Annotated in this window: 15 protein-coding genes and 1 pseudogene; 3 read left to right on the forward strand and 13 right to left on the reverse strand. The window is 67.1% G+C overall.

Annotation, left to right across the window (positions count from 1 at the left end; genetic code table 11):
• Positions 1-6 precede the first annotated feature (6 nt).
• The 7 genes from RI03_RS10750 to RI03_RS10780 all read right to left on the reverse strand — a co-directional run bounded on the left by RI03_RS10750 (position 7) and on the right by RI03_RS10780 (position 8114).
• Positions 7-1188 carry a class I SAM-dependent RNA methyltransferase gene (locus tag RI03_RS10750; RefSeq protein ID WP_026046643.1) on the reverse strand — a complete coding sequence of 394 codons (1182 nt, stop codon included), beginning with the start codon at positions 1186-1188 and terminating at the stop codon, positions 7-9.
• Entirely contained in the window at positions 1185-2612 is a 1428-nt protein-coding gene (locus tag RI03_RS10755; RefSeq protein ID WP_010217294.1) for a bifunctional ADP-dependent NAD(P)H-hydrate dehydratase/NAD(P)H-hydrate epimerase, read from the reverse strand. Before RI03_RS10755 ends, RI03_RS10750 begins: the two co-directional genes overlap by 4 nt.
• Positions 2609-2824: a hypothetical protein gene (locus tag RI03_RS24650; protein ID WP_010217296.1), complete on the reverse strand. Its 216-nt coding sequence runs from the start codon at positions 2822-2824 to the stop codon at positions 2609-2611. Before RI03_RS24650 ends, RI03_RS10755 begins: the two co-directional genes overlap by 4 nt.
• Positions 2825-2966: 142 nt before the next feature.
• Positions 2967-4688, reverse strand: a complete 1722-nt coding sequence (gene ilvD, locus RI03_RS10765) for a dihydroxy-acid dehydratase (protein WP_026046645.1) — start codon at positions 4686-4688, stop codon at positions 2967-2969.
• A gap of 8 nt (positions 4689-4696) precedes the next feature.
• Positions 4697-5431 (reverse strand): N-formylglutamate amidohydrolase, encoded by a 735-nt coding sequence (locus RI03_RS10770; protein ID WP_010217298.1) that lies wholly within the window; start codon positions 5429-5431, stop codon positions 4697-4699.
• A gap of 202 nt (positions 5432-5633) precedes the next feature.
• Positions 5634-6458, reverse strand: coding sequence for a 4-(cytidine 5'-diphospho)-2-C-methyl-D-erythritol kinase (locus RI03_RS10775; protein ID WP_010217299.1), 825 nt, complete (start codon positions 6456-6458; stop codon positions 5634-5636).
• Positions 6459-6470: 12 nt separating this feature from the next.
• Positions 6471-8114 carry an electron transfer flavoprotein-ubiquinone oxidoreductase gene (locus RI03_RS10780; RefSeq protein WP_026046646.1) on the reverse strand — a complete coding sequence of 548 codons (1644 nt, stop codon included), beginning with the start codon at positions 8112-8114 and terminating at the stop codon, positions 6471-6473.
• 156 nt (positions 8115-8270) lie between these two features.
• Between RI03_RS10780 and RI03_RS10785 the strand changes: the two genes are divergently transcribed.
• From RI03_RS10785 to moaB, 3 genes and pseudogenes are all read left to right on the forward strand, one after another.
• Entirely contained in the window at positions 8271-9026 is a 756-nt protein-coding gene (locus RI03_RS10785) for a uracil-DNA glycosylase (RefSeq protein WP_010217301.1), read from the forward strand.
• A pseudogene (locus RI03_RS10790) lies at positions 9023-10827 on the forward strand (lytic transglycosylase domain-containing protein). Before RI03_RS10785 ends, RI03_RS10790 begins: the two are co-directional and overlap by 4 nt.
• The gene (moaB, locus tag RI03_RS10795) at positions 10817-11344 is read left to right on the forward strand and encodes a molybdenum cofactor biosynthesis protein B (RefSeq protein WP_010217303.1); all 528 of its coding nucleotides are present in this window, start codon (positions 10817-10819) and stop codon (positions 11342-11344) included. Before RI03_RS10790 ends, moaB begins: the two are co-directional and overlap by 11 nt.
• A gap of 25 nt (positions 11345-11369) precedes the next feature.
• On the opposite strand, the gene RI03_RS10800 is transcribed toward moaB, so the two are convergent.
• The 6 genes from RI03_RS10800 to RI03_RS10825 form a co-directional block, all read right to left on the reverse strand.
• Complete coding sequence (locus RI03_RS10800; RefSeq protein WP_238542345.1) at positions 11370-13598, reverse strand: spermidine synthase; 2229 nt, start codon at positions 13596-13598, stop codon at positions 11370-11372.
• A complete protein-coding gene (locus RI03_RS10805; protein ID WP_026046647.1) occupies positions 13599-14129 on the reverse strand; it encodes a GNAT family N-acetyltransferase in 531 nt (176 codons plus the stop codon).
• Between the two features lie 7 nt (positions 14130-14136).
• Positions 14137-15129, reverse strand: coding sequence for a porphobilinogen synthase (gene hemB / locus RI03_RS10810; RefSeq protein ID WP_010217307.1), 993 nt, complete (start codon positions 15127-15129; stop codon positions 14137-14139).
• A gap of 196 nt (positions 15130-15325) precedes the next feature.
• Positions 15326-16807 (reverse strand): MATE family efflux transporter, encoded by a 1482-nt coding sequence (locus RI03_RS10815; protein ID WP_010217308.1) that lies wholly within the window; start codon positions 16805-16807, stop codon positions 15326-15328.
• Positions 16808-16946: 139 nt separating this feature from the next.
• Positions 16947-19754, reverse strand: coding sequence for a valine--tRNA ligase (locus tag RI03_RS10820; protein ID WP_010217309.1), 2808 nt, complete (start codon positions 19752-19754; stop codon positions 16947-16949).
• Positions 19755-19800: 46 nt separating this feature from the next.
• The gene (locus RI03_RS10825) at positions 19801-21411 is read right to left on the reverse strand and encodes a histidine kinase famiy protein (RefSeq protein WP_010217310.1); all 1611 of its coding nucleotides are present in this window, start codon (positions 21409-21411) and stop codon (positions 19801-19803) included.
• Positions 21412-21418 lie beyond the last annotated feature (7 nt).

The raw sequence follows: 21418 nt of genomic DNA on the forward strand, positions 1-21418 counted from the left end.
CGCGTCCTACCGCCGGAATAGCGCCGCCAGTTCGGCATGGGTCGACCAGCGGAATTGCCCGACCGGCTGCACCCAGTCGAGCTGGTATCCACCCTTGCTCAGCATCTCCGCATCGCGCGCGAAGCTACTGGGATTGCACGAAACATACGCAATGACCGGGACCGTTGACATCGCCAGTTGCGCAATCTGCTCGCGCGCGCCGGCCCGCGGCGGATCGAGCACGACCGCGGCAAAACGCGAACATTCCGCGCTCGTCAGCGGCCGCCGGAACAGATCGCGGTGTTCCGTGAACAGCGCTCCTCCAGCCCGACTCGCGCCCGCCTGCAGCGCGAGGATCGCGTCGCGCCCGGCCTCGGCGGCGTAGACCTTGCCCGACAGCGCCAGCGCGAACGTCCCGAGACCGGCAAACAGATCGGCGACAGCGCCGCGTGGGGACCCCACTGCCTCCCGGACCGCAGCGATAAGGCTCGCCTCACCCTCACGCGTCGCCTGCAGGAAGGATGCGGGCGGGAACGGCACCGCGACGCCGCCAAGCGTAATCGTCACGCCCTCGGGCTCCCACCGTGTTTCCGGCCCGAGCCCGTCATCCACCGCCAGTCGCGCAATCGCGTGATCGCCGCAGAACTGCGTCAACGCCTCTGCGATGGCGAGCCCCTCCGTCAACGTCCCTTCGATCAGCACGTCGGTGCCTTGGTCGACCTCGGTAAGATGGATTCGGGCCCGACCCTTGAGCGTCCGCGCGAGCAGCTTGCGCAACGGTGCCAGCAGCCCGAACAGGGCGGGCGTCAGGACATGGCATTCCTTGAGATCGACGATCTCATGGCTCCCCGCCGCGCTGAAACCGAGCCGCACCGCGCCGCCTTTCACCTCCGCGTGCAGCGTCGCGCGGCGGCGTGTGCGCGGCGGTGAGAGCAGCGGCGCCCGGATGTCGGTGGTCAAATGCTGCGCCGCCAGCGCCCCCGCGATCCGATCGACCAGAAACGCGGCATAGCTCGCGTCGTCGAGATGCTGGAGCTGGCATCCGCCGCATTCGGGAAAGTGGCGGCACGGCGGAATCTGGTGATGTGGCCCGGGAACGATGACGTCGTCGGCGGTCAGCGTGTCCCCTGGCGCGGCGAAGGCGGCGTGGCGGCCGTTCGCGGTGACGCCATCGCCGCGCGCGGCCACTCTTACGATCGTGTCATTCATACGCCGGCCCTAGCGCCGCTCAGCGCGTGCGCAAGATCATCCGCAAGAAACGCACCGCCCAGCCGCCGTGCGGCCTCGCTGTGGAGCCAAACCCCCGCCGCGACGCGGTCCAGCAACGCGACGCTAGAGGTGGCATGCGCCGCGACGACCGCCGCGATCGCGCCGGTCAGCACGTCCCCGGTTCCGGCGGTCGACAGCCAAGGATCGGCGGGGGGTGTGACGATCCCCGACCTATCCGGGGCCGCCACGATCGTGCTCGATCCCTTGAACACGACAATCGCACCGGCGCGCTGCGCGGCGGATCGCGCACGGTCGATCCGGGGATCGTCGCTCTTGCCGAACAGCGTGTCGAACTCGCCTTCGTGCGGCGTGAGGATCGTCGGCGCGGTGCGCGCGCGCACCGTGGCGAGGCGAGGTTCGTCGAGAAGGTGAAGCGCGTCACCGTCGATGAGCAGCGCGGCGTTGGTTGCAAGCCCGGCATCGAGCCGTTCGCGCCCCGCCGCATCGCGCCCCAGCCCCGGGCCGATCACGATGACGCCAATCCGTTCATCCGCCAGCGCCTCCGCCGAAAAGGGCCGCCGCACGATCGCATGGGGCTCGGTGGTCCGCGTCTCCCCGAGGAGCAGCACATAGCCCGCCCCCGCACGCAACGCCGCCTCGGCGGAAAGCTCGGCCGCGCCGGGCATCGCCCCTGCCACTATCGCGACCATCCCGCGGGTATATTTGTGCGCGGCGAAGCTGGGCGTGGCCAGAAACGACGGTCGTGCTGCAGCGCGCAAGGACCCGTCGACGTCGATGGCCGCCGTCAGGCCGATATCGAGCAGGCGCACCGCCCCGCATCGTTCCGCGGCGGGGACCAGCAGATGCGCAGGTTTCAGACGTCCAAGCGCAAGCGTCACGTCCGCGGCAATCGCGGCGTCCGGCCCTTCCCCGAGAATGAGGCCGGTGTCGGTCGCGACCCCGCTCGGCAGGTCGACCGCGATCGTGAGGCGCGCGGAAGCCCCGAGACGTGCCAGCGTGGCCGCAAGATCGGGTGCCAGCGCCCGCGCAAGGCCCGTCCCGAACACCGCATCGACCAGAACCGCCGCTGGTGGCGCATCGTGCAGCGCCTCGACCGGACCGGTCCACGCCGTGCGCGCCACCCTCGCCGCGTCGCTCCGTGGTTCGCCGAGCGCCGCGACCCGGACCGCGCGCCCCATCGCTGCAAGCACGGTCGCCGCGACATAGCCGTCGCCGCCATTGTTTCCGGGTCCACACGCGATCAGAATGTCCGCGTCCCCCGCCAGTCGCGCAACCGCCGTCGCAACGGCGCGACCCGCGGTGCGCATCAAGCTGTCGACGCTTGCCCCTGCCGCCATCGCGCGTGCCTCGGCCGCCCGCATCTGGTCTGCGGTCAGGATCGTGGTTCCGTCGATCGGGGTCATGCGGCTGGCTTCGCGCCCTTGATCGTCGCGGGGATGCGGTAGCGATCCGCGCCGAGCGCGACTTCGATCTCGTCGCTGCCGAACGCGCGGACCACCGCTTGCTGCGCACCGTCCGCGGCGATCACGCCGCGCCCGTCGCGCGGGACGAGCAACCGGCGGAACGCGCCGTCGGGGTGGCGCACGGTAAGCAGGAGACCGTCGCGTGCCTGCACCTGCTCGATGGTGCAGGTGCGCGTATAAGACGCCGGTCCGTGCGCGCAGGGGATCGTCGCGCGCGGTTCATCCGGCTGGTCGGCTTGCGCGACGCGTTGTCCGCCGCAGGCCGCGAGGGGCAGTGCAAATAAGATGGTGCGCCTAGATATCCGCGTAGACATGACGTTCGGTGGCCGCTCCGGGGTGCGTGACCGCGCCCTTATAGGCAGGACCGACCGTCTGCGCATAGCGCCACAGCGCGCCCGACTGGTAATCGTTGACCCGCGCGACCCACTGCGCCTTGCGTGCGGCCAGCGTTTCGGGCGCGACGTCGAGGTCGATCGTCCCCGCCTCGGCGTCGATCCGGATCGTGTCGCCATCCTCGATCAGCGCGATCGGCCCGCCATCGGCGGCTTCGGGGCCGACGTGACCGATACAGAATCCCCGTGTCCCGCCCGAGAAGCGTCCATCAGTGATCAGCGCGACCTTCTCGCCAAGCCCGAGGCCATAGAGCGCCGCCGTGGTCGACAGCATCTCGCGCATGCCCGGGCCACCCTTCGGCCCTTCGTAACGGATTACGATCACCTCACCCTCGTTGATCGCCCGCTCCTCGACGGCGGCAAAGCAATCCTCCTCGCAATCGAAGACCCGCGCTGGGCCTTCGAACTGGAGCCGGTGCATCCCGGCGACCTTAACGATCGCGCCGTCGGGCGCGAGCGACCCGCGCAGGCCGACGACGCCGCCGGTCGGCGACAGCGGCGTCTTCACGTCATAGATGACCTTCTGGTCGGGGTTCCACGTCACCTGCTCGATGTTCTCGCCGAGCGTCTTGCCGGTAACCGTCAGGCAGTTGCCGTCGAGGAAACCGCCCGCCAGCATCGTCTTCATCAGCATGTAGACGCCGCCCGCCTCATACATATCCTTGGCGACATACTTCCCGCCCGGCTTGAGGTCGGCGATGTAAGGTGTTGATTTGAAAGCCTCGGCCACGTCGAACAAGTCGAACTCGATCCCCGCTTCGCTCGCCATCGCGGGCAGGTGCAGGGCGGCATTGGTCGACCCGCCGGTCGCCGCGACGACGCGTGCCGCGTTGATGAACGCCTCGCGCGTGCAGATGTCGCGCGGGCGGATGTTGCGTGCGACGAGTTCCATAACCTGCTCGCCCGCCGCGATCGCGATCTCGTCGCGGCCGCGATACGGGGCGGGCATCATGTTGGAATTGGGGAGCGACAGGCCGATCGCCTCGCCGACGCAGGCCATGGTGTTCGCGGTGAACTGGCCGCCGCACGCGCCGTGACCGGGGCACGCGACCTTCTCGAGCTCGATCAGCTCCTGCAACGGGCAACCACCCGCGGCGTATTTGCCGACCGCCTCGAACACGTCGACGACGGTCACGTCCTTGTCGTGGAAGCGGCCCGGCAGGATCGACCCTCCGTAAACGAAGATGCTCGGCACGTTGAGCCGCAGCATCGCCATCATCATTCCAGGCAGCGACTTGTCGCACCCGGCAAAGCCGACCAGCGCGTCGTAGCAATGCCCGCGGACGGAGAGCTCGACCGAATCGGCGATCACTTCGCGGCTGACGAGCGAGGACTTCATCCCCTGGTGCCCCATCGCGATCCCGTCGGTGACGGTGATCGTGTTGAAGCGGCGCGGCATCCCGCCGCCGGTGATGACGCCCGCCTGCGCGGCATCGGCCTGCGCATCGAGCGTGGTGTTGCACGGCGCGGAGTTGTTGCCGGCGCTCGCGAGCGCGACGAACGGCTTGGCGATGTCCTCCTCGGCGATCCCCATCGCGTAATAATAGCTGCGGTGCGGGCTGCGCTCGGGTCCCACCGAAACGTGACGGCTGGGGAGCTTCGATTTATCGAAAGTACGTGTCATGCGCGCGCCTATGTCGCGAGAACCCCCTTCGGCGCAAGTCTATTACGTATCTCGACCAGAATCGGGGCTAGAATGTCGTTCCATCGGTCTACGCCGGTCGCGTCGCCGATGAGGTCGTTTCGAATTTCGATCGCGATGCTGGCAATTCCGCGTGCCTCACCGTGTCGGTTCAGCGTCGCGTTGAGCACCTTGCCCGAATAGGGTTCGTTGTCCCCGACGACCAGCCCGCGCGCCGCGAGCAACGGCAAGGCGAGGTCCGCCGCGCGCCGGTCGCGGTTTGACAGGATGCCGATCTCCCACGGGCGGATCGGCCCATCCGCGGTCTCGAGTTGCGGCGTGAAGCTGTGGATCGAGACGAGCAGCGTTGGCCGCATCGACCGGATCATCGCCTCGAGCGCGCGATGATAAGGGGCGTAGAGGTGCGCGATCCGCTCGAACCGGTCGATACCGTCGTTGCCCGGAATGGCATGGCCATCGCTCACCGTCGGGATCAACCCCGGATGGTCGGGCTGGCGGTGGAGGTCGATCACCAGCCGCGAAACCGTCGCGAGGACGGCGGGGGCGCCGAGGGTCGCCGCCAGCGCCTCGGTCAGAGGGGCAGCCCCGATGTCGACGCCGATATGCTTGTCGAGCAGCGCGGGCGCGACGCCGAGGTCGATCCCCGGCGGCACCGCGTTCGACGCATGATCGCAGATCAGCAGAATGCCGCCGGGGTCCCCGTCAATAAAGCGCGCGACCGTCATTGGAGCGTGGGGGCGGCAAGGTTGCCCTTGCCGCCCCGCATCCGGGATGGCGCGCGGCTGGGACGCGGACCATCGATGGGCGTACCACGGGGGGCGGCGGACCCATCGACCTTCCTATCAGCAAGCACCGGGCCAATCCCGGATTTCCGCCGATCCTGCTCGTTTCGGCGCATGCCCCGTCCCATTGTGATGCGGAAAACCGTCACGCGAGTGTCGTTTCGAGACACCACCATCTCGGGTGCGCGGCGCGGATCATGGCAGCGGCCGCGGCGCGATCGGTTACGGTGGCGTAGAGCGCAAAGCACGTCGCGCCCGAACCCGACATGCGCGAGAGCAGCGGCGCCCCTTTTTCGAGCAGCGCCAGCACCGCATCGATCTCGGGTGCCAGCGCGCGGGCGGGCGCCTCGAGATCATTGCGTCCGGCGCGCGCGAGCGACAGCACGTCGCCATCCGGCATCGGCCCGCGATCGCGCCCGTCCCACGCCTTGAACACCGCAGCGGTCGACACGGCGACGCCGGGATTGACCAGCAATACCGGCATCCCGCTCGGACCATCCAGCGGTTCGAGCTTTTCGCCACGCCCCTGCCCCAGCGCGGTCCGCCCCAGCAGGCAGGCGGGCACGTCCGATCCCAGATCCGCGGCAAGCGCGAACAGGCGCGGATCCTCGATCGCGATATCGTTTGCCCGCGCGAGCGTTCGGAGCGCGGCGGCGGCATCCGCCGATCCGCCCCCGATCCCCGAGGCGACGGGCAGATGCTTGTCGAGCGTGAAGGCCCCGCCGACGCTCGTGCCAAACCGCTCGGCAAAGCCGCGCGCAGCGCGCAGGACGAGATTGTCGCCCTCGCCGGACAGGCCAGCGGCGAACGGCCCGGTGATCGTCAGCGACAACGGTCCCGGCGTGAGTGTCACGGTGTCGCCGTCCGTAACAAAGGCGAACAGCGTTTCCAGCTCATGATACCCGTCCGGACGGCGGGCGCGGACGTGGAGCGCTAGGTTGATCTTGGCGGGGGCCGATTCGACAATCATGGCGCCGCGCTATCACATGTTCGGATAGTTCGGACCCCCGCCGCCCTCGGGTACCGTCCAGGTAATGTTTTGCGTCGGGTCCTTGATGTCGCACGTCTTGCAGTGGACGCAATTCTGCGCGTTGATCACGAACTTGGGGTTCCCCTCCTCCGCGCCGACGATCTCGTACACGCCCGCCGGGCAGTAGCGCTGCGCGGGCTCGTCGTAGAGCGGCAGATCGTACTTCACGGGGATATCGGGATCGGCGAGCTTGAGGTGGACCGGCTGGTTCTCCTCGTGGTTGGTGTTCGAGATGAACACCGACGACAAGCGGTCGAACGTCAGGACGCCATCGGGCTTGGGATAAGCGATCGGGCGCACCTGATCCTTGCGCCACAAGGTCTTGTGGTTCGCGTGGTGCTTCATCGTGAAGGGCATCTTCACGCCCCAGCTTTCCAGCCACATCGTCACGTTCGCAAGGCCCGAGCCGACGATCTCTCCGAACTTCTCGACCAGCGGCACGACGTTGCGGACGACCGACAGCTCCTTCTTGACCCAGCTATTCTCGAAAGCGGCGGGATAGGCGACGAGCTCGTCATGCTCGCGCTGCGACGCGATCGCCTCGACCGCGGCCTCCGCGGCCATCATGCCCGACTTCATCGCGGTATGCGTGCCCTTGATCCGCGGCACGTTGAGGAAGCCTGCCGAACAGCCGATCAGCGCGCCGCCCGGGAACACCAGCTTGGGGATCGACTGCAACCCGCCGTCGTTGATCGCGCGTGCGCCGTAGGACACGCGCTTGGCGCCCTTGAGGATCTCGGCGATCGCGGGGTGGGTCTTCCAGCGCTGCATCTCGTGGAACGGCGAGAGATACGGGTTGGTGTAGCTCAGCCACGTGACGAAACCGAGCGCGACCTGCCCGTTCGCCTGATGATAGAGGAACCCGCCGCCGTTGGAGCCGGGAGTCTCGTTGAGCGGCCAGCCCTGCGTGTGGATGACGCGACCCGGGACATGCTTGTCGGGTGCGATGTCCCACAATTCCTTGATGCCGATGCCGTAGACCTGTGGCTCGCTGTCGCGCGCGAGGTCGAACCTGGCGATGATCTGCTTGGAGAGCGACCCGCGCACGCCTTCGCTCAGGAACGTGTATTTCGCGTGAATCTCGAGACCCGGTGTGTAATCGGGCTTGTGCGACCCGTCGCGCGCAACGCCCATGTCGCCGGTCGCGACACCCTTGACCGAGCCATCTGCGTTATACAGCACTTCGGCAGCGGCGAAGCCCGGGAAAATCTCGACGCCCAACTCTTCCGCCTGCCCCGCGAGCCAGCGGCACAGGTTTGCAAGGCTACCGGTATAGGTGCCCTTGTTGTGCATGAACCCGGGGGTAATGAAATGCGGGACCGCGGTCTTGCCGCGCTTCGACAGCATCCAGTGCTGGTTGTCGGTCACGGGCACTTCGGCAAGCGGGCAACCCATCGTGCGCCATTCGGGCAGCAGTTCGTCGAGCGACTTCGGATCGATCACCGCGCCGGACAGGATATGCGCGCCGACTTCCGAGCCCTTTTCGAGCACGCATACCGAAAGCTCGATTTCGCGTTCGATCGCGACCTGTTTGAGCCGGATCGCCGCGGACAGGCCTGCCGGGCCTGCGCCGACGATGACGACGTCATAGGGCATCGATTCGCGCTGATTTTCGGTATCGCTCACGCTGTCTCTCCACTGCGGTTGGGGCGGCGCGGTCTTGTCGCGCGCGCGGAACGTCCGGCCCCATCGCCGTAAAAAGCGAGTGCCAGTGAATTGACCTTCGCGTCAACATAGGACTCTAGGGAATATATGGGGGCAGACCAGAATTTCGATTGGCAGATCGTCGCAGCGAGTGCGCTCGAATGGTGGCGCGACGCAGGCGTCGACACGCTTGCGGACGAGGGACCGCGCGACTGGACCGCCGCGCCCGCGCCGGTCGTCCGTGAAACGAAGCGGCACGCCGTAGCGGAAGCCGCGCAGCCCGTCGCTGCGCCGCTGCCGACCGAGATCACTGCCTTTGCGGCCTGGCGGACCGGCGCCGACGCACCCGAGGCAAAATGGACGGGATCGCCGATTGCGACGAGCGGGGATCCGCAATCGGACATCATGGTCATCACCGACGTCCCCGACCGCGAGGATTCCGAATCGGGCTCGCTTCTGAGCGGCGCGGCCGGACGGCTGTTCGACCGGATGCTCGCGGCGATCGGGCGTGATCGGGGCAGCGTCTATATCGTGCCGATGTGTACGATCCGCCCGGTCGCGGGACGGATCGCGCCCGAGATCGAGACACGGCTTGCCGAGCTGATCCGGCATCACATCGCAATAGTAGCGCCGAAGCGGCTGTTTGTGTTAGGGAACGCGCCGAGCCGTGCGCTCACCGGGGCAGATGTCACGCGATCGCGAGGTAGTTTGCAATTGGTTAATCTCGAAGTTGGACAATCCGGCGTGACCATCGGCGTCGAGGCGGTCGCGAGTTATCACCCGCGTCTCCTGCTCGAACGACCGGCAGAAAAGGCGCGCGCGTGGAAGGACTTACAAATGCTTATCGCGGGGTTGGGCGCATGAGCGCAAAGACTGTCTTCATGGGTTCGGTTGCCCTCGTCTGCGCGCTCGGCGCGCTTCCGGCGGTGGCGAACCCGACGATCGAACCCCCGGCGGCCGAACCGCCCGCCTTCGAGACGACGGTGGCGCGTCCCGCGATCCCGCCTCAACTCGATCCCGAACAGCGCGAAGGCTATCGCGCGGTGTTCGCCGCGATCCGCGACCAGAAGTGGCTCGATGCGCAACTCGCGCTCGATTCGATGAAGCCCGGCCCGCTCCACGCGATCGCGCGTGCCGAGATGCTCACCGCCAAGGGTTCGCCCAAGGCGGATCTCGACCCGCTGCTCAAGCTGCTCGCTGAAGCCCCCGAACTGCCCCAGGCGCGCCAGCTCGCGACGATGGCGGCATCGCGCGGTGGTTATGACCTGCCCCCGCTCCCCGAAGCCCGCGCGCTGATTTGGATCGACGGCGCGCCGGTGCGCAAGCGCGCGCGCAGCCTGGTCGCTGGCGACATGATCGCGGCGGAACTCGCGATCAAGATGCAGCCGCTGGTGAAGGAAGATCGCGGTGCCGAGGCACAGGCGCTGCTCGAATCGACCTATGGCCTGTCGCAGGATTCGCTGACCGAATGGCAGCGCAAGGTCGCTTGGATGTATTACCTCGCCGGCGACGACAACAACGCGCGCGTGATGGCGGCCAAGGCGATGACCGGCTATGGCGATTTCGCGGTCGAGGCGATGTGGGTCGGCGCCTTGTCGGCATGGCGACAGCATGATTGCACCGCCGCCGGAACCGCCTTCCAGAATGTCGCCGCCCGCGCCGGGGACGTCGATCTCCGCGCCGCCGGCCTCTATTGGGCGGCGCGTGCGGACATGCAGTGCGGCCGTCCCGACAAGGTCGAGGCGCGGCTGAAGACGCCGCACAATATCGCGAGACCTTCTACGGCCTGCTGTCGCGCCAGGCGCTCGGGATCAAGGAAGCGCCGCTCAAGTCGAGTGCGAAGGTGTTCGCGGGCGACTGGCAGGTGCTCGAACGCCGCCCCAACATCCATGTCGCCGCCGCGCTCGTCGAGATCGGCGAGACCGGGCTGGCCGATCAGGTGATCAAGCAACAGGCGCGGATCGGCACGGCGGCGGAATATCCGTCGCTTGTCCGCCTCACCGCCGCGCTCGATCTGCCTTCGACACTGGTCTGGCTTTCGCACAACGGCCCGCTCGGCGCGTCTCCCCCGGTCGAGGCGCGCTTCCCCGCGCCCAACTGGACGCCTGACGGTGGCTGGCGCGTCGACAAGGCGCTGGTCTACGCGCACACGCTCCAGGAATCGCGCTTCCGCACCGATGTCGTCAGCAAGGCAGGCGCGTACGGGCTGATGCAGGTAATGCCGAGCGCGGCGACCGACATCGCGCGCAAGCAGGGCCGCGTCTTCGACCGCACCGCATTGTCGCGGCCCGGCACCAATATCGAGGTCGGCCAGAGCTATCTCGAGCAGTTGCGCGATCAGAGCTGCACCAACGGGCTGCTCCCCAAGGTCATTGCGGCGTATAACGCCGGGCCGGGTCCGGTCCAGTTGTGGAACCTGCAGGCGCGCGACGATGGCGACCCGCTGCTCTACATCGAATCGATCCCGTACTGGGAAACCCGCGGCTATGTGACGACCGTGCTGCGCAACTACTGGGTTTATGAGACGCAGACCGGGCGCAAGGCGTCGGTCAGCCGCGCGGCGCTGGCGCAAGGGCTGTGGCCGCGCTTCCCGGGGATGCCCGGCGCGCCCGCGGTCCGGCTGAGTTCGAGCAATGCCCGTCAGGCGGTCGCCAGTGCCAATTGATCTCGACGCGGTGTTCACGCCGGTCCGTATCGCCGTGATGACCGTCTCCGACACGCGGGGGCTGGCCGACGACCGTTCGGGTGATACCCTCGTCGCGCGACTGACCGAGGCGGGGCACGTGCTCGCCGAACGCGAGATCGTGAAGGACGACGTCGGTCTCATCATGGCGGTGCTGCACCGCTGGATCGACGACGAATCGATCGACTGCGTCATCACCACCGGTGGCACCGGCGTCACCGGGCGTGACGTCACTCCAGAAGCAATCGAGCGGATTGCCGAGAAGATGATCCCGGGGTTCGGCGAGCTGTTCCGATGGCTCAGCTTCAAGACGATCGGCACGTCGACCGTCCAGTCGCGCGCCTGCGCGTGCGTGACGCGCGGGACCTATATCTTCGCGCTGCCGGGGTCGACCGGCGCGGTGAAGGACGGGTGGGACGGGATCCTCAGGGACCAGCTCGACAGCCGCCACAAGCCCTGCAATTTCGTCGAACTGATGCCGCGGTTGCGCGAGCGCTGAGGGGGTTGGGGCGCTGCGCGCCCCCTTACAGCCCCTTCACCAGCGGCAGAATCGTGGAATAACCGTCGCTCCACGCCACCAGGCCCGGCCGACCGCGCGTCGGTTGCCACGCCGGATTGCGCGCCTTCAGCACCCGGATCGTCGCGGCGTCGCGTGACAGGGCGATCCATTGCGACATCGTGGCGGCGTCGCGGATCGGTGTTGCTGGCGTGTAGAACAACGTTACCGCCTGCCACCCGCCCGCCTTCGCCGCCGCCGCGACGACCGGTTCGAGATCGAGGAACCGGTTCGAAATATGCACCAGCAGCAGCCCGCGCGGCGAAAGCGCGCGCGCGTAGCTTGCGAACGCCTCGCGCGTCAGCAGGTGCATCGGCACCGAATCCGAGGAGAAGGCGTCTAGCGCAAGCAGGTCGAGCGAGACGGGCCGCGCCGCGGCGATACTGAGCCGGGCATCGCCGACCAGGATCGCAGGGTGCGGCAGGCACCGCGACAGGAACGTGAACTGCCCGGTATCCCGCGCGATCCGCACGATCGCGGGGTCGATCTCGTAAAAGCGCCAATCTTGTCCGGGTCGCGCATAACAGGCGAGCGTCCCGGTCCCGAGGCCCACGACACCGACGCGCGCATGTGGGCCGTACAATGCGGGCAACCCCTGCATCGCTTGTCCCACACCAGAGCCGGGAACGTAATAGGCCGTCGGCGTTCGCTCGCGCGCTGGGGATCCGCGTAGCTGGGTACCGTGGACGGTCGTGCCATGCGCAAGCTGCCGCTCTCCGGGCGCGTCGTGGACGGTATAGATCCCGAAATAACTCCGCGTCCGTGCGCCGGGTTCGAGCGAAATCGCGATGGCCTGATACCCGCCGAACGCGACGAGCGCCGCCCCCAACGCCATCCCGAATGCAGCGGGCATGCCGATCGCCAGCACGCCGACCGCGACGACGATGAGCAATGCGGTCTGCTGCAGCGTCGACGGCGTATCGCCACTGCCGGGAAACGCGATGACTGCACCGATCAGCCCGACCATCGCGATCGCAACGATCGCCAGCGAAAGACGACGCGGTCGCGCCCGGGCTTCCCACATCCGCTGCAACGGCGCGAACAGATAGGCATGCGGGGTCAGCACCCCCGCCGCGAGGATCAGGATCGGATATTCATACGTCCAGTCGAACAGCAATGGCGCAACGAGCGCGCTGAACACGCCACCCAGTGCACCCCCGAACGCCATCGCGAGATAGAAGCCGGTCAGCCGGTCCGGCTCGGGGCGCAACCGGTACAGCCCGGTATGGAGCGACACCGACACCAGGAACAGCAGCGCGAGCGCCATGATTGCGCCGAGATACGGCATCCCCGGCATCCCGCTGACGAGGATCCCGCCGAACAGCAGGATCGCCACCGGAGCGATCCGCGTCTGGATATCGGCCGCGGTGCGGTCGCGCGCGAAGGCGATCGTATAGCTCAGCAGATACAGCCCGAGCGGGATCACCCACAGCAGCGGCATCGCGACGATGTCGGTAGTGATATAGGTCGACGTTGCGAGCATCAGCCCCGATGGCACGAACGCGAGCAGGATCCAGTGCGCCACCCGCTTGCGCCCGGGTGGCGGCGAAGTGACCGTCGTCGCGGCCTGCAACGGCCGGTCACGCGGGAGCGTCCCCGCGCATAACGCGACCAGCAGCCCGACGAGGATATACCCGCTGCTCCACAGCACGCGCTGCCCGGTCAGCGCAATCGCCGGCTCGACCAGCAGCGGATAGGCGATCAGCCCGGCAAAACTGCCGAGGTTGGAGGCGGCATACAGCGCATAGGGATCCTGCCCCTTGCTCGACAGGCTGAACCAGCGTTGCAGCAGCGGCGATTGCGCCGAGACCGCGAAGAACAGCGGCCCGATCGACAGCACGAACAGCCACGGCACCCACAGCGCGGGTTGCGCGCCTGGGCCCGGCTGCATCGCGCCCAGTCCGATCGGCAACCACAGTCCGGAGATCAGCAGCACGCCAAGGTGCACGCGCCCTTGCAGCCGCGGCTCGAACCGTCCCAGCCAGTGCGCATAGCCATAACCGCCAAGCAGCAGCGCCTGATACACCAGCATCGCCGAGTTCCACACCGCCGGCGCGCCGCCGAGCCGCGGCAGCGCCATTCGCGCGACCATCGGCTGGACCAAGAACAGCAGGAACGCACTCGACAGGATCGTCAGCACGAACAGCGGGCGCACCACGGTATGCCGACCAGGGGGCCGGCCAGAAGATGGCGTCATTCAGGGCCTGTCGATACGATATTGGATGTGCCGCTTGAGCGGACTGTCGTCGGCGACGAGCGGGTGATCGAAATCACCGTCGATGATCCGGTGCATGCCGAGACGCTCCATCAACCCCCAGCTTGCGGCGTTGTCGGGAACGGTGATCGCTGCGATCTGCGGAACCGGCAGGGTCGCCCACGCCCAGTCGAGCGTCGCCTGCGCGGCCTCCCGCGCGTACCCCTGCCCCCAAAACGGCCGCGAAAAACGCCAGCCGATCTCGAGCACGCCCTCGATCGGCGTGTCGGGCGCGCCGGGCTTGAGACCGCAAATTCCGAGCAGCGCACCGTCGTTACGGTGTTCGACGATCCAGAACGCGAAGCCATGCTCCTGCTGCGACGCGTGCATCCGCGCCATCATCGCATCGAGCGCGGCTTCGTCCGCGACGGGGAGAAGGTAGCGCATGACTTCGGGATCGCAGCACTGCGCCCACAGCGCCGCCTTGTCTTGCGGCTCGACCATGCGCAACGTCAGCCGCGCGGTCTCGATCATGCGACCCTCATGCGCCGAGCAACCGCGCAGCGTGCGCGGCATGATAGGTCAGCACACCCGACGTGCCCGCGCGTTTAAACGCCATCAGGCTCTCGAGCACCATCGCATCGCGCTCGGCCGCACCGGCGGCGACCGCGGCCTCAATCATCGCATACTCACCCGACACTTGATAAGCGAAGACAGGGACTTGGAACTCAGACTTTACACGCAGAATGATGTCGAGATACGGCATCCCCGGCTTGACCATCACGCTGTCCGCGCCCTCCGCCAGATCGAGCGCGACCTCGCGGAGCGCTTCTTCTGCATTGGCGGAATCCATCTGGTAGGTCTTCTTGTCGCCCTTGAGCAGCCCGCGGCTGCCGACCGCGTCGCGGAAGGGGCCGTAGAAGGCGCTCGCATATTTGGCGGCGTAGGACATGATTTGGACATTATGGTGCCCGCCATTCTCGAGCGCCTCGCGGATCGCGCCGATCCGGCCGTCCATCATGTCCGATGGCGCGATGATGTCCGAGCCTGCCTCGGCCTGCGTCAGCGCCTGGCCGACCAGCGCCTCGGAGGTCGCGTCGTTGACGACATAGCCCGCCGCGTCGACCAGCCCGTCATGGCCGTGGGTGGTATAAGGATCGAGCGCGACGTCGGTCAGCACGCCGACCTCGGGCACCGCATCCTTGAGCGCGCGGATCGCGCGGCACATCAGGTTGTCGGGGTTAAGCGCCTCGCGCCCGTCATCGGTGCGCAGATGCGCAGGCGTATTCGGAAACAAGGCGATGCACGGGATGCCGAGGTCGCGCGCCTCGCGCCCACGCGCGACGATCCCGTCGATCGACCAGCGCGACACGCCGGGGAGCGAGGCGATCGGGTCCTCGACACCCTGCCCCTCGGCGATGAACAGCGGCCAGATCAGGTCGGCGGGGGTCAGCACGGTCTCGGCGTAGAGCCGGCGGCTCCAGCTGCTGGCACGGGTACGGCGGAGGCGGAGGGCTGGATAGGATGCGGTCATGAGCTGCGTTCTGGAACTTCGCCGGGGGTGGCGCAAGGGTAGAACGTGGCGCTACGCGAGCCAGGTGTGGACCCCACCGCCCCCATCCCCCGTCATTCCCGCGAAGGCGGGAATCCATTAGCGCCACGCCCGGCTTTCCGAGGCCAGCCACTATGGATCCCCGGCTTCGCGGGGATGACGAAAAGGGCGCAAACCCTCACCCCGCCGGGTGCAACCGCCCGCCGGGTTCCGCCGGGTTCTGGCTCTGCTCGTTTACCTCCACGGACGGCACTGCAAGCCGCTGCCTTCGCCACCCGCCAAAGCGATAATAGCCCGCCGCCATCACGAAGTTCGCGACCGACCCGAGCGGAAAGCTCCACCACAGCGCATCCGCCCCCAAGGCCGGCTGGAACGCGAGCGCGAACCCGAGCCGCACTGGATACATAGCGATGAACAGCATCGTCAGCGGTGCCCACACCGCGCCGTTCGCGCGGACGGTCGAGAACAGCACCATCGTCATTCCGAAGATGATGAAATTCCAGCTCGCCAGCACCTGGATATGCCGCGCGATCGGCAGCGCTGCGCTCTCCCCGCCGAGGAACAGCAGCATCACCGGACGGTCGAACGCGATGATCGCGATCACCATCGTCGTCGTCAGCGCCGCACTGAACACCAGCCCCGCCACGGTGATGCGATCGACCCGCTCCCATTGTCCGGCGCCTATGTTCTGCGCCGCCATGCTGCTCACCGCCGCGCCGACCGCGAGCGCCGGCATCTGGATATAGCCCCACAATTGCATCGAGATGCCGTAGGCCGCCGTGGTATCCACCCCGTAGCGGTTGACCAGGCCGGTCATCGTCAATGCCGCGACCGACACGACGAGCATCTGCGCGCCCATCGGCAGGCCCTTGAGCAGGATCGTCCGCGCCAGCGCCGCCGAGGGGATGAGATAGCCAAGCTCGGCGCCGCGCAGTCGGATCGGCAAGTCGCGTTTGTAGATGTACGCGAGCAACCCCAGCGACGCGACATGGACCGCGATCAGCGTCGCCACTGCCGAACCTGCGATCCCCATTTCGGGCATGCCGAACCAGCCGCGGATGAACACCGGGTTGAGCCCGCTGTCGAGCAGAACGCTGAGCGCGGTGAACCACAAGGGTGTCACCGAATCGCCTACACCTCGGAGCGCCATGCCGAGCAGCACCAGCAGCATCGTCGCGGGGAGGCCGAGGAAGATCACGCGGAGATAGGCGAGTGCAAGCGGCTGGACGGTCGGCGGTGTCGACAGGCTCGTCAGGATATCGGGCGAAAAGATCCAGCCGAGTGCGGCGATGACCACCGCACCGCCCATCACCAGCCCGATCGAGGCACCGAACGCGCGGCGTGCAGACTCTACGTCGCGGCGGCCGATCGACTGTCCGATCAGGATCGTTGCGGCCATGCCGAAGCCGAAGACCGCCGCGAACATCAGGAACATGATCGTGTTGGCGTTGGCGGTCGCCGCGACCGCGCCTTCGCCGAGAAAGCGCCCGACCCAGATCGTGTTGATCGACCCGTTGAGCGATTGCAGGATGTTCGAACCGAGCGTCGGCAGCGCGAAAGCGAGCAACGTCGTGGCGATCGGCCCCGAGGTGAGATCGCGTTGCGCACGACCGGGGGACGCGGTCGGCCGGGGGCTGGTCCTGTCGGCTACGTCGCTCACATGCGCTCCGTTCATCCTCTTGCGGGAGGACATTTCCCGTCAACCCGTCGCGCAGGCCGGGGCCGCCAGGTCAGGGTTCGCAACAGGGGTTGCGCGCGCCAACCCGGCGGCCCCGACCTTCGCCGGGGTGACGGGGGATTTATCCCAAACGCGCCAATGCCGCGCCCAGTCGCTCCGCCTCTGCAGCTTTTTCCGCATGATCGGCGCGCGCCTTCTCCACGGCTTCGGGCTTGGCGCGTTCCACGAAGCTGGGGTTGCCGAGGCGTCCCGCCAGCGCATCACGCTCCTTGGCCGCCGCTTCGATCCCCTTGGTCAGGCGCGCACGTTCGGCGTCGAGGTCGATCACCCCCGCCAGCGGCAGGACAAAGGTCGCCTCGTCGACGACGACCTGCACCGCCCCGCCAGCCGGCGCATCGCCCGTCGCGAGATCGATTCGTGCGAGCCGCGCGATCACGCCCGCCTGCCGCTCGAGCCGCGCCAGCGTTTCCGGTCCGGCATCGCGGACATGCACCGGCATCCGCGTGCCCGGTGCGACGTTCAGTTCGGTCCGTGCGGCGCGGACCTCTCCAATCAGGCGGATCAGCCAGTCGATCTCCTGGCTCGCAGCAGGATCGAGCGCACGCGCATCCGCCATCGGCCACTGCGCGACGATCAGGTTGCTCTCGCGCGGACCCATCGCGTTCCACAGTTCTTCGGTGATGAAGGGCATGAACGGGTGGAGCAAAACGAGGATCTGGTCGATCACCCAGCCCGCGACCGCACGGGTCTCATCCGCGTCCGCGCCTGTGGCGGGCGCGTCCATCTGGCCGAGCACGGGCTTGATCAGCTCGAGATACCAGTCGCAGAAGCGGCTCCACACGAACTGATACACCGCATTGGCAGCGCCATCGAACCGCAAGTCGGCAAGCGCGAGGTCGACAGCCTGAACGGTCGCGATCGTCTCTGCGATGATCCATTTGTTGACTGCGAGGGTGGCGCGCGGCGCTTCGAGCGTCTTGCTCGCGCCGATCCCGTTGCCCTGCGCGAAACGGCACGCGTTCCACAGCTTCGTCGCGAAGTTGCGATAGCCCTCGACGCGCTTCTCATCCATCTTGATGTCGCGGCCCTGGCTTTCCATCGCTGCCATGAAGAAGCGCAGCGCATCCGCACCGTACTGGTCGATCAGGCCGAGCGGATTGACCACGTTGCCCTTCGACTTGGACATCTTCGCGCCGTCTGCCGCGCGGACAAGACCGTGCAAATACAGCGTCTTGAACGGAACATCACCCATGAAGTGCAAACCCTGCATCATCATGCGCGCATCCCAGAAGAACAGGATGTCGAAGCCCGAGATGAGCACGTCGTTGGGGTAGCGACCGCCTAAAGTCTCCCTCTCCCCTTCAGGGGAGAGGGTCGGGGAGAGGGGCTGTCCTGCATTACCGAGGGCGACGCCGGTCGAAGCGTCCCCCTCTCCCCGGCCCTCTCCCCGGAGGGGAGAGGGAGGAGTTGAGCCATCCCAGCCCAGCGTCGCGAACGGCCACAGCGCAGAAGAGAACCACGTGTCGAGCACGTCATTGTCCTGCCGCAGCGCGACGCCCTCGCCTGCCTGCGCCTGAGCTTCGGCCTCGGTCATTGCGACGAACACCGCCCCGTCCTCGGCGAACCACGCCGGAATCCGATGCCCCCACCACAGCTGGCGCGACACGCACCACGGCTGGATGTTCTCCATCCAGTTGAAAAACGTCTTCTCCCACGTCTTGGGCACGAGCTTGATCGCACCCGAGCGGACCGCCTCGATCGCGGGCTTCGCCAGCGTCGCCGCATCGACATACCATTGGTCGGTCAGCCACGGCTCGATCACCACGCCCGAGCGATCGCCATACGGCGTCTGGATCGTGCGCGGTTCGGCGTCGTGCTCGGCGCCGTCCTTGTCAACGTGCGGGATCAGGAATCCCTCCGCCTTCAACTGCGCGACGACCGCCTTGCGCGCTTCCACGCTGGTCAGCCCGAGGAACGCATCGGGGATCAGGCCGTCCGCAACCTGCACGACCTGCGCCTTGGCATCGAGCATGTTGAGCATCGTGCCCGCCGCCATGCCTGCGCGCTTGCCGACCTCGAAATCGTTGAAGTCATGCCCCGGCGTGATCTTGACCGCGCCCGACCCCAGTTCCGGGTCGGCATGGTCGTCGGTGATGATCGGGATCAGCCGCCCGGTGATCGGCAACCGGACCTGCTTGCCGACGAGATGCGTATAGCGCTCGTCCGCAGCGTTCACCGCGACCGCCATGTCGGCGAGCATCGTCTCGGGCCGCGTCGTCGCGACCTCGATGAACCCCGAACCGTCTTCGAACGGGTAGCGCAGGTGCCAGAAGCTCCCCTTGATCTCGCGCGTCTCGACCTCGAGGTCGCTGATCGCGGTGCCGAGGCCCGGGTCCCAGTTCACCAGCCGCTTGTCGCGGTAGAGCAGCCCTTCCTTGTGGAGATCGACGAACACCTTGAGGACGGCTTTGGAAAAGCCCTCGTCCATCGTGAAGCGTTCGTTCGCCCAATCCATCGAGCAGCCAAGGCGACGGAGCTGCTGCGTGATCTCGCCGCCGCTCTCTTCCTTCCACGCCCAGACCTTCTCGACGAACTGCTCGCGCGTGAAGTCGGTGCGCTTCTCGGGCGGGGTCAGGGCGCCCATCTGGCGCTCGACTACCATCTGCGTCGCGATGCCGGCGTGATCAGTGCCGACCACCCACAGTGCATCCTTGCCCTTCAGCCGCGCATGGCGCGTCAGGATGTCCTGCAGCGTGTTGTCGAGCGCATGCCCGATGTGGAGCGACCCCGTCACGTTGGGCGGCGGGTTGACGATCGTCCACGGCTCGGCACCGGGGCGGTCGGGCCGGAACTGGCCGGTCGCCTCCCAATGCGCGTACCAGCGCTGTTCGAGTTCGGCGGGGTCGAAGGTTTTGGGGAGTTCGCTCATGATGCCACAGGCTTTAGCCGGGGACGCGCAAAAGGGAAGAGCGACGCTATCCCCGTGCCCCCGGACGATCGATCAGCGCGCGTACACGCGCCTCGAGATCGCCGCCGCGATACGGCTTGCGCAACAGCTCGAAACTCTTGCTGCTTTCGTCGATCGAGTCGTCGGCATAGCCGGTCGTCAGCAATACCCGGATCGCCGGGAAATCGCGTCGTACCTGCCGTGCGAGCTCGACCCCATTCATGCCGCCGGGCATGACGATATCGCTGAACAGCAGCCTGAAGTCCTGATCGGTTCGCAGCACGTCGAGCGCGGTTCGCGCATTCGAAACCTGTACGACGTGATAGCCATGCATCTCCAGCAGCGCCTTGCCCAGCGAGGCGACCTCGGGCTGGTCCTCGACCATCAGAATGCGGACACCGTGTGTTTCGGTCAGGGCCGGGGCCGGAGCCGTCATACGCTCCACCGCACCGCTCGCCCGCGGAAAATACAGGGTCAGTCGCGCGCCGCCCTCCGCGGGATTGGTCGCCGTGACCGCCCCGCCGGATTGCCGCATGAACCCATAGACCATCGCCAGTCCGAGCCCGGTCCCTTTGCCGACGTCCTTGGTGGAGAAGAACGGATCGAACATCCGGTCGATCGCCACGCCATCGATCCCCGGGCCATCGTCGCTGATCGTGAGCGCGACATATTCGCCCGGGCGAAGCTTGCCGAGGAGTTCGCCTTCCGACGGCAAGACCGCGTTGCGCGTTGCAAGCGTCACCGTCCCGCGATCGCTGCTCGCATCGCGCGCGTTGGAGATGATGTTGAGGACTGCCATCTCGGCCTGGACCGGATCGATCCGGCAATTCCACAGCTCGGGGGCGAGGTGGTAGCGCAACGCCATACCGCCAGCGCTCCGTTCGAGCACCGATCCGAAATCATGCACCAGTGTATTGAGGTTAAGCAACCGATCGCGCAGTTCCTGCTTGCGCGCAAACGCAAGCAGCTGCTGCGTCAGCGTGGCACCGCGCTGCGCCGCCGCACCGATTGCCTCGACCGCGCGGGAGGCGGCACGATCCCCTGGATCGACGCGGGCGCCGAGCATATCGATATAGCCGATGATGACCTGCAGCAAATTGTTAAAATCATGCGCGATACCGCCGGTCAGCTGCCCGACCGCCTCCATCTTCTGCGCTTCGTGCAGCGCCTCCTCCGCCTCGCGTCGGCGCGACACGTCGAGCTGGCTCGCAAAGAAGTAGATCAGCTTGCCCGCCTCATCGAACACGGGCGAGATGAACAGCGCGTTCCAGAAGGTCGAACCGTTCTTCCGGTAATTGAGGATTTCGACCGACACTTCCTGCCGCTCCGCGATCGCGCGACGCACTTGCGCAACCGAATCCCGATCGGTCTCAGGACCCTGCAGGAAGCGGCAGTTAATCCCGATAATTTCGGCGTCGCTATACCCGGTCATGTGCCGGAACGCCTCGTTGCAGAAGATTACCGGATTGTCGGGCTGATGCGGGTCGGTCACCACCATCGGCATGCGCGTCGTCTTGACCGCCGCAAAGAAGATGTCGCTCGGCGTGTCGTCCTGTGCGGCGGCGTTCAGGATGTGCGATGGCGGGACGACGACGTCGTCGCCCGCGTTCGGCGGCCCAGCGGGGTCGGTGTCGTTCATTGAGTGG

Source organism: Sphingomonas sp. PAMC 26621, from assembly GCF_000251145.1.
Taxonomy (GTDB): domain Bacteria; phylum Pseudomonadota; class Alphaproteobacteria; order Sphingomonadales; family Sphingomonadaceae; genus Sphingomonas.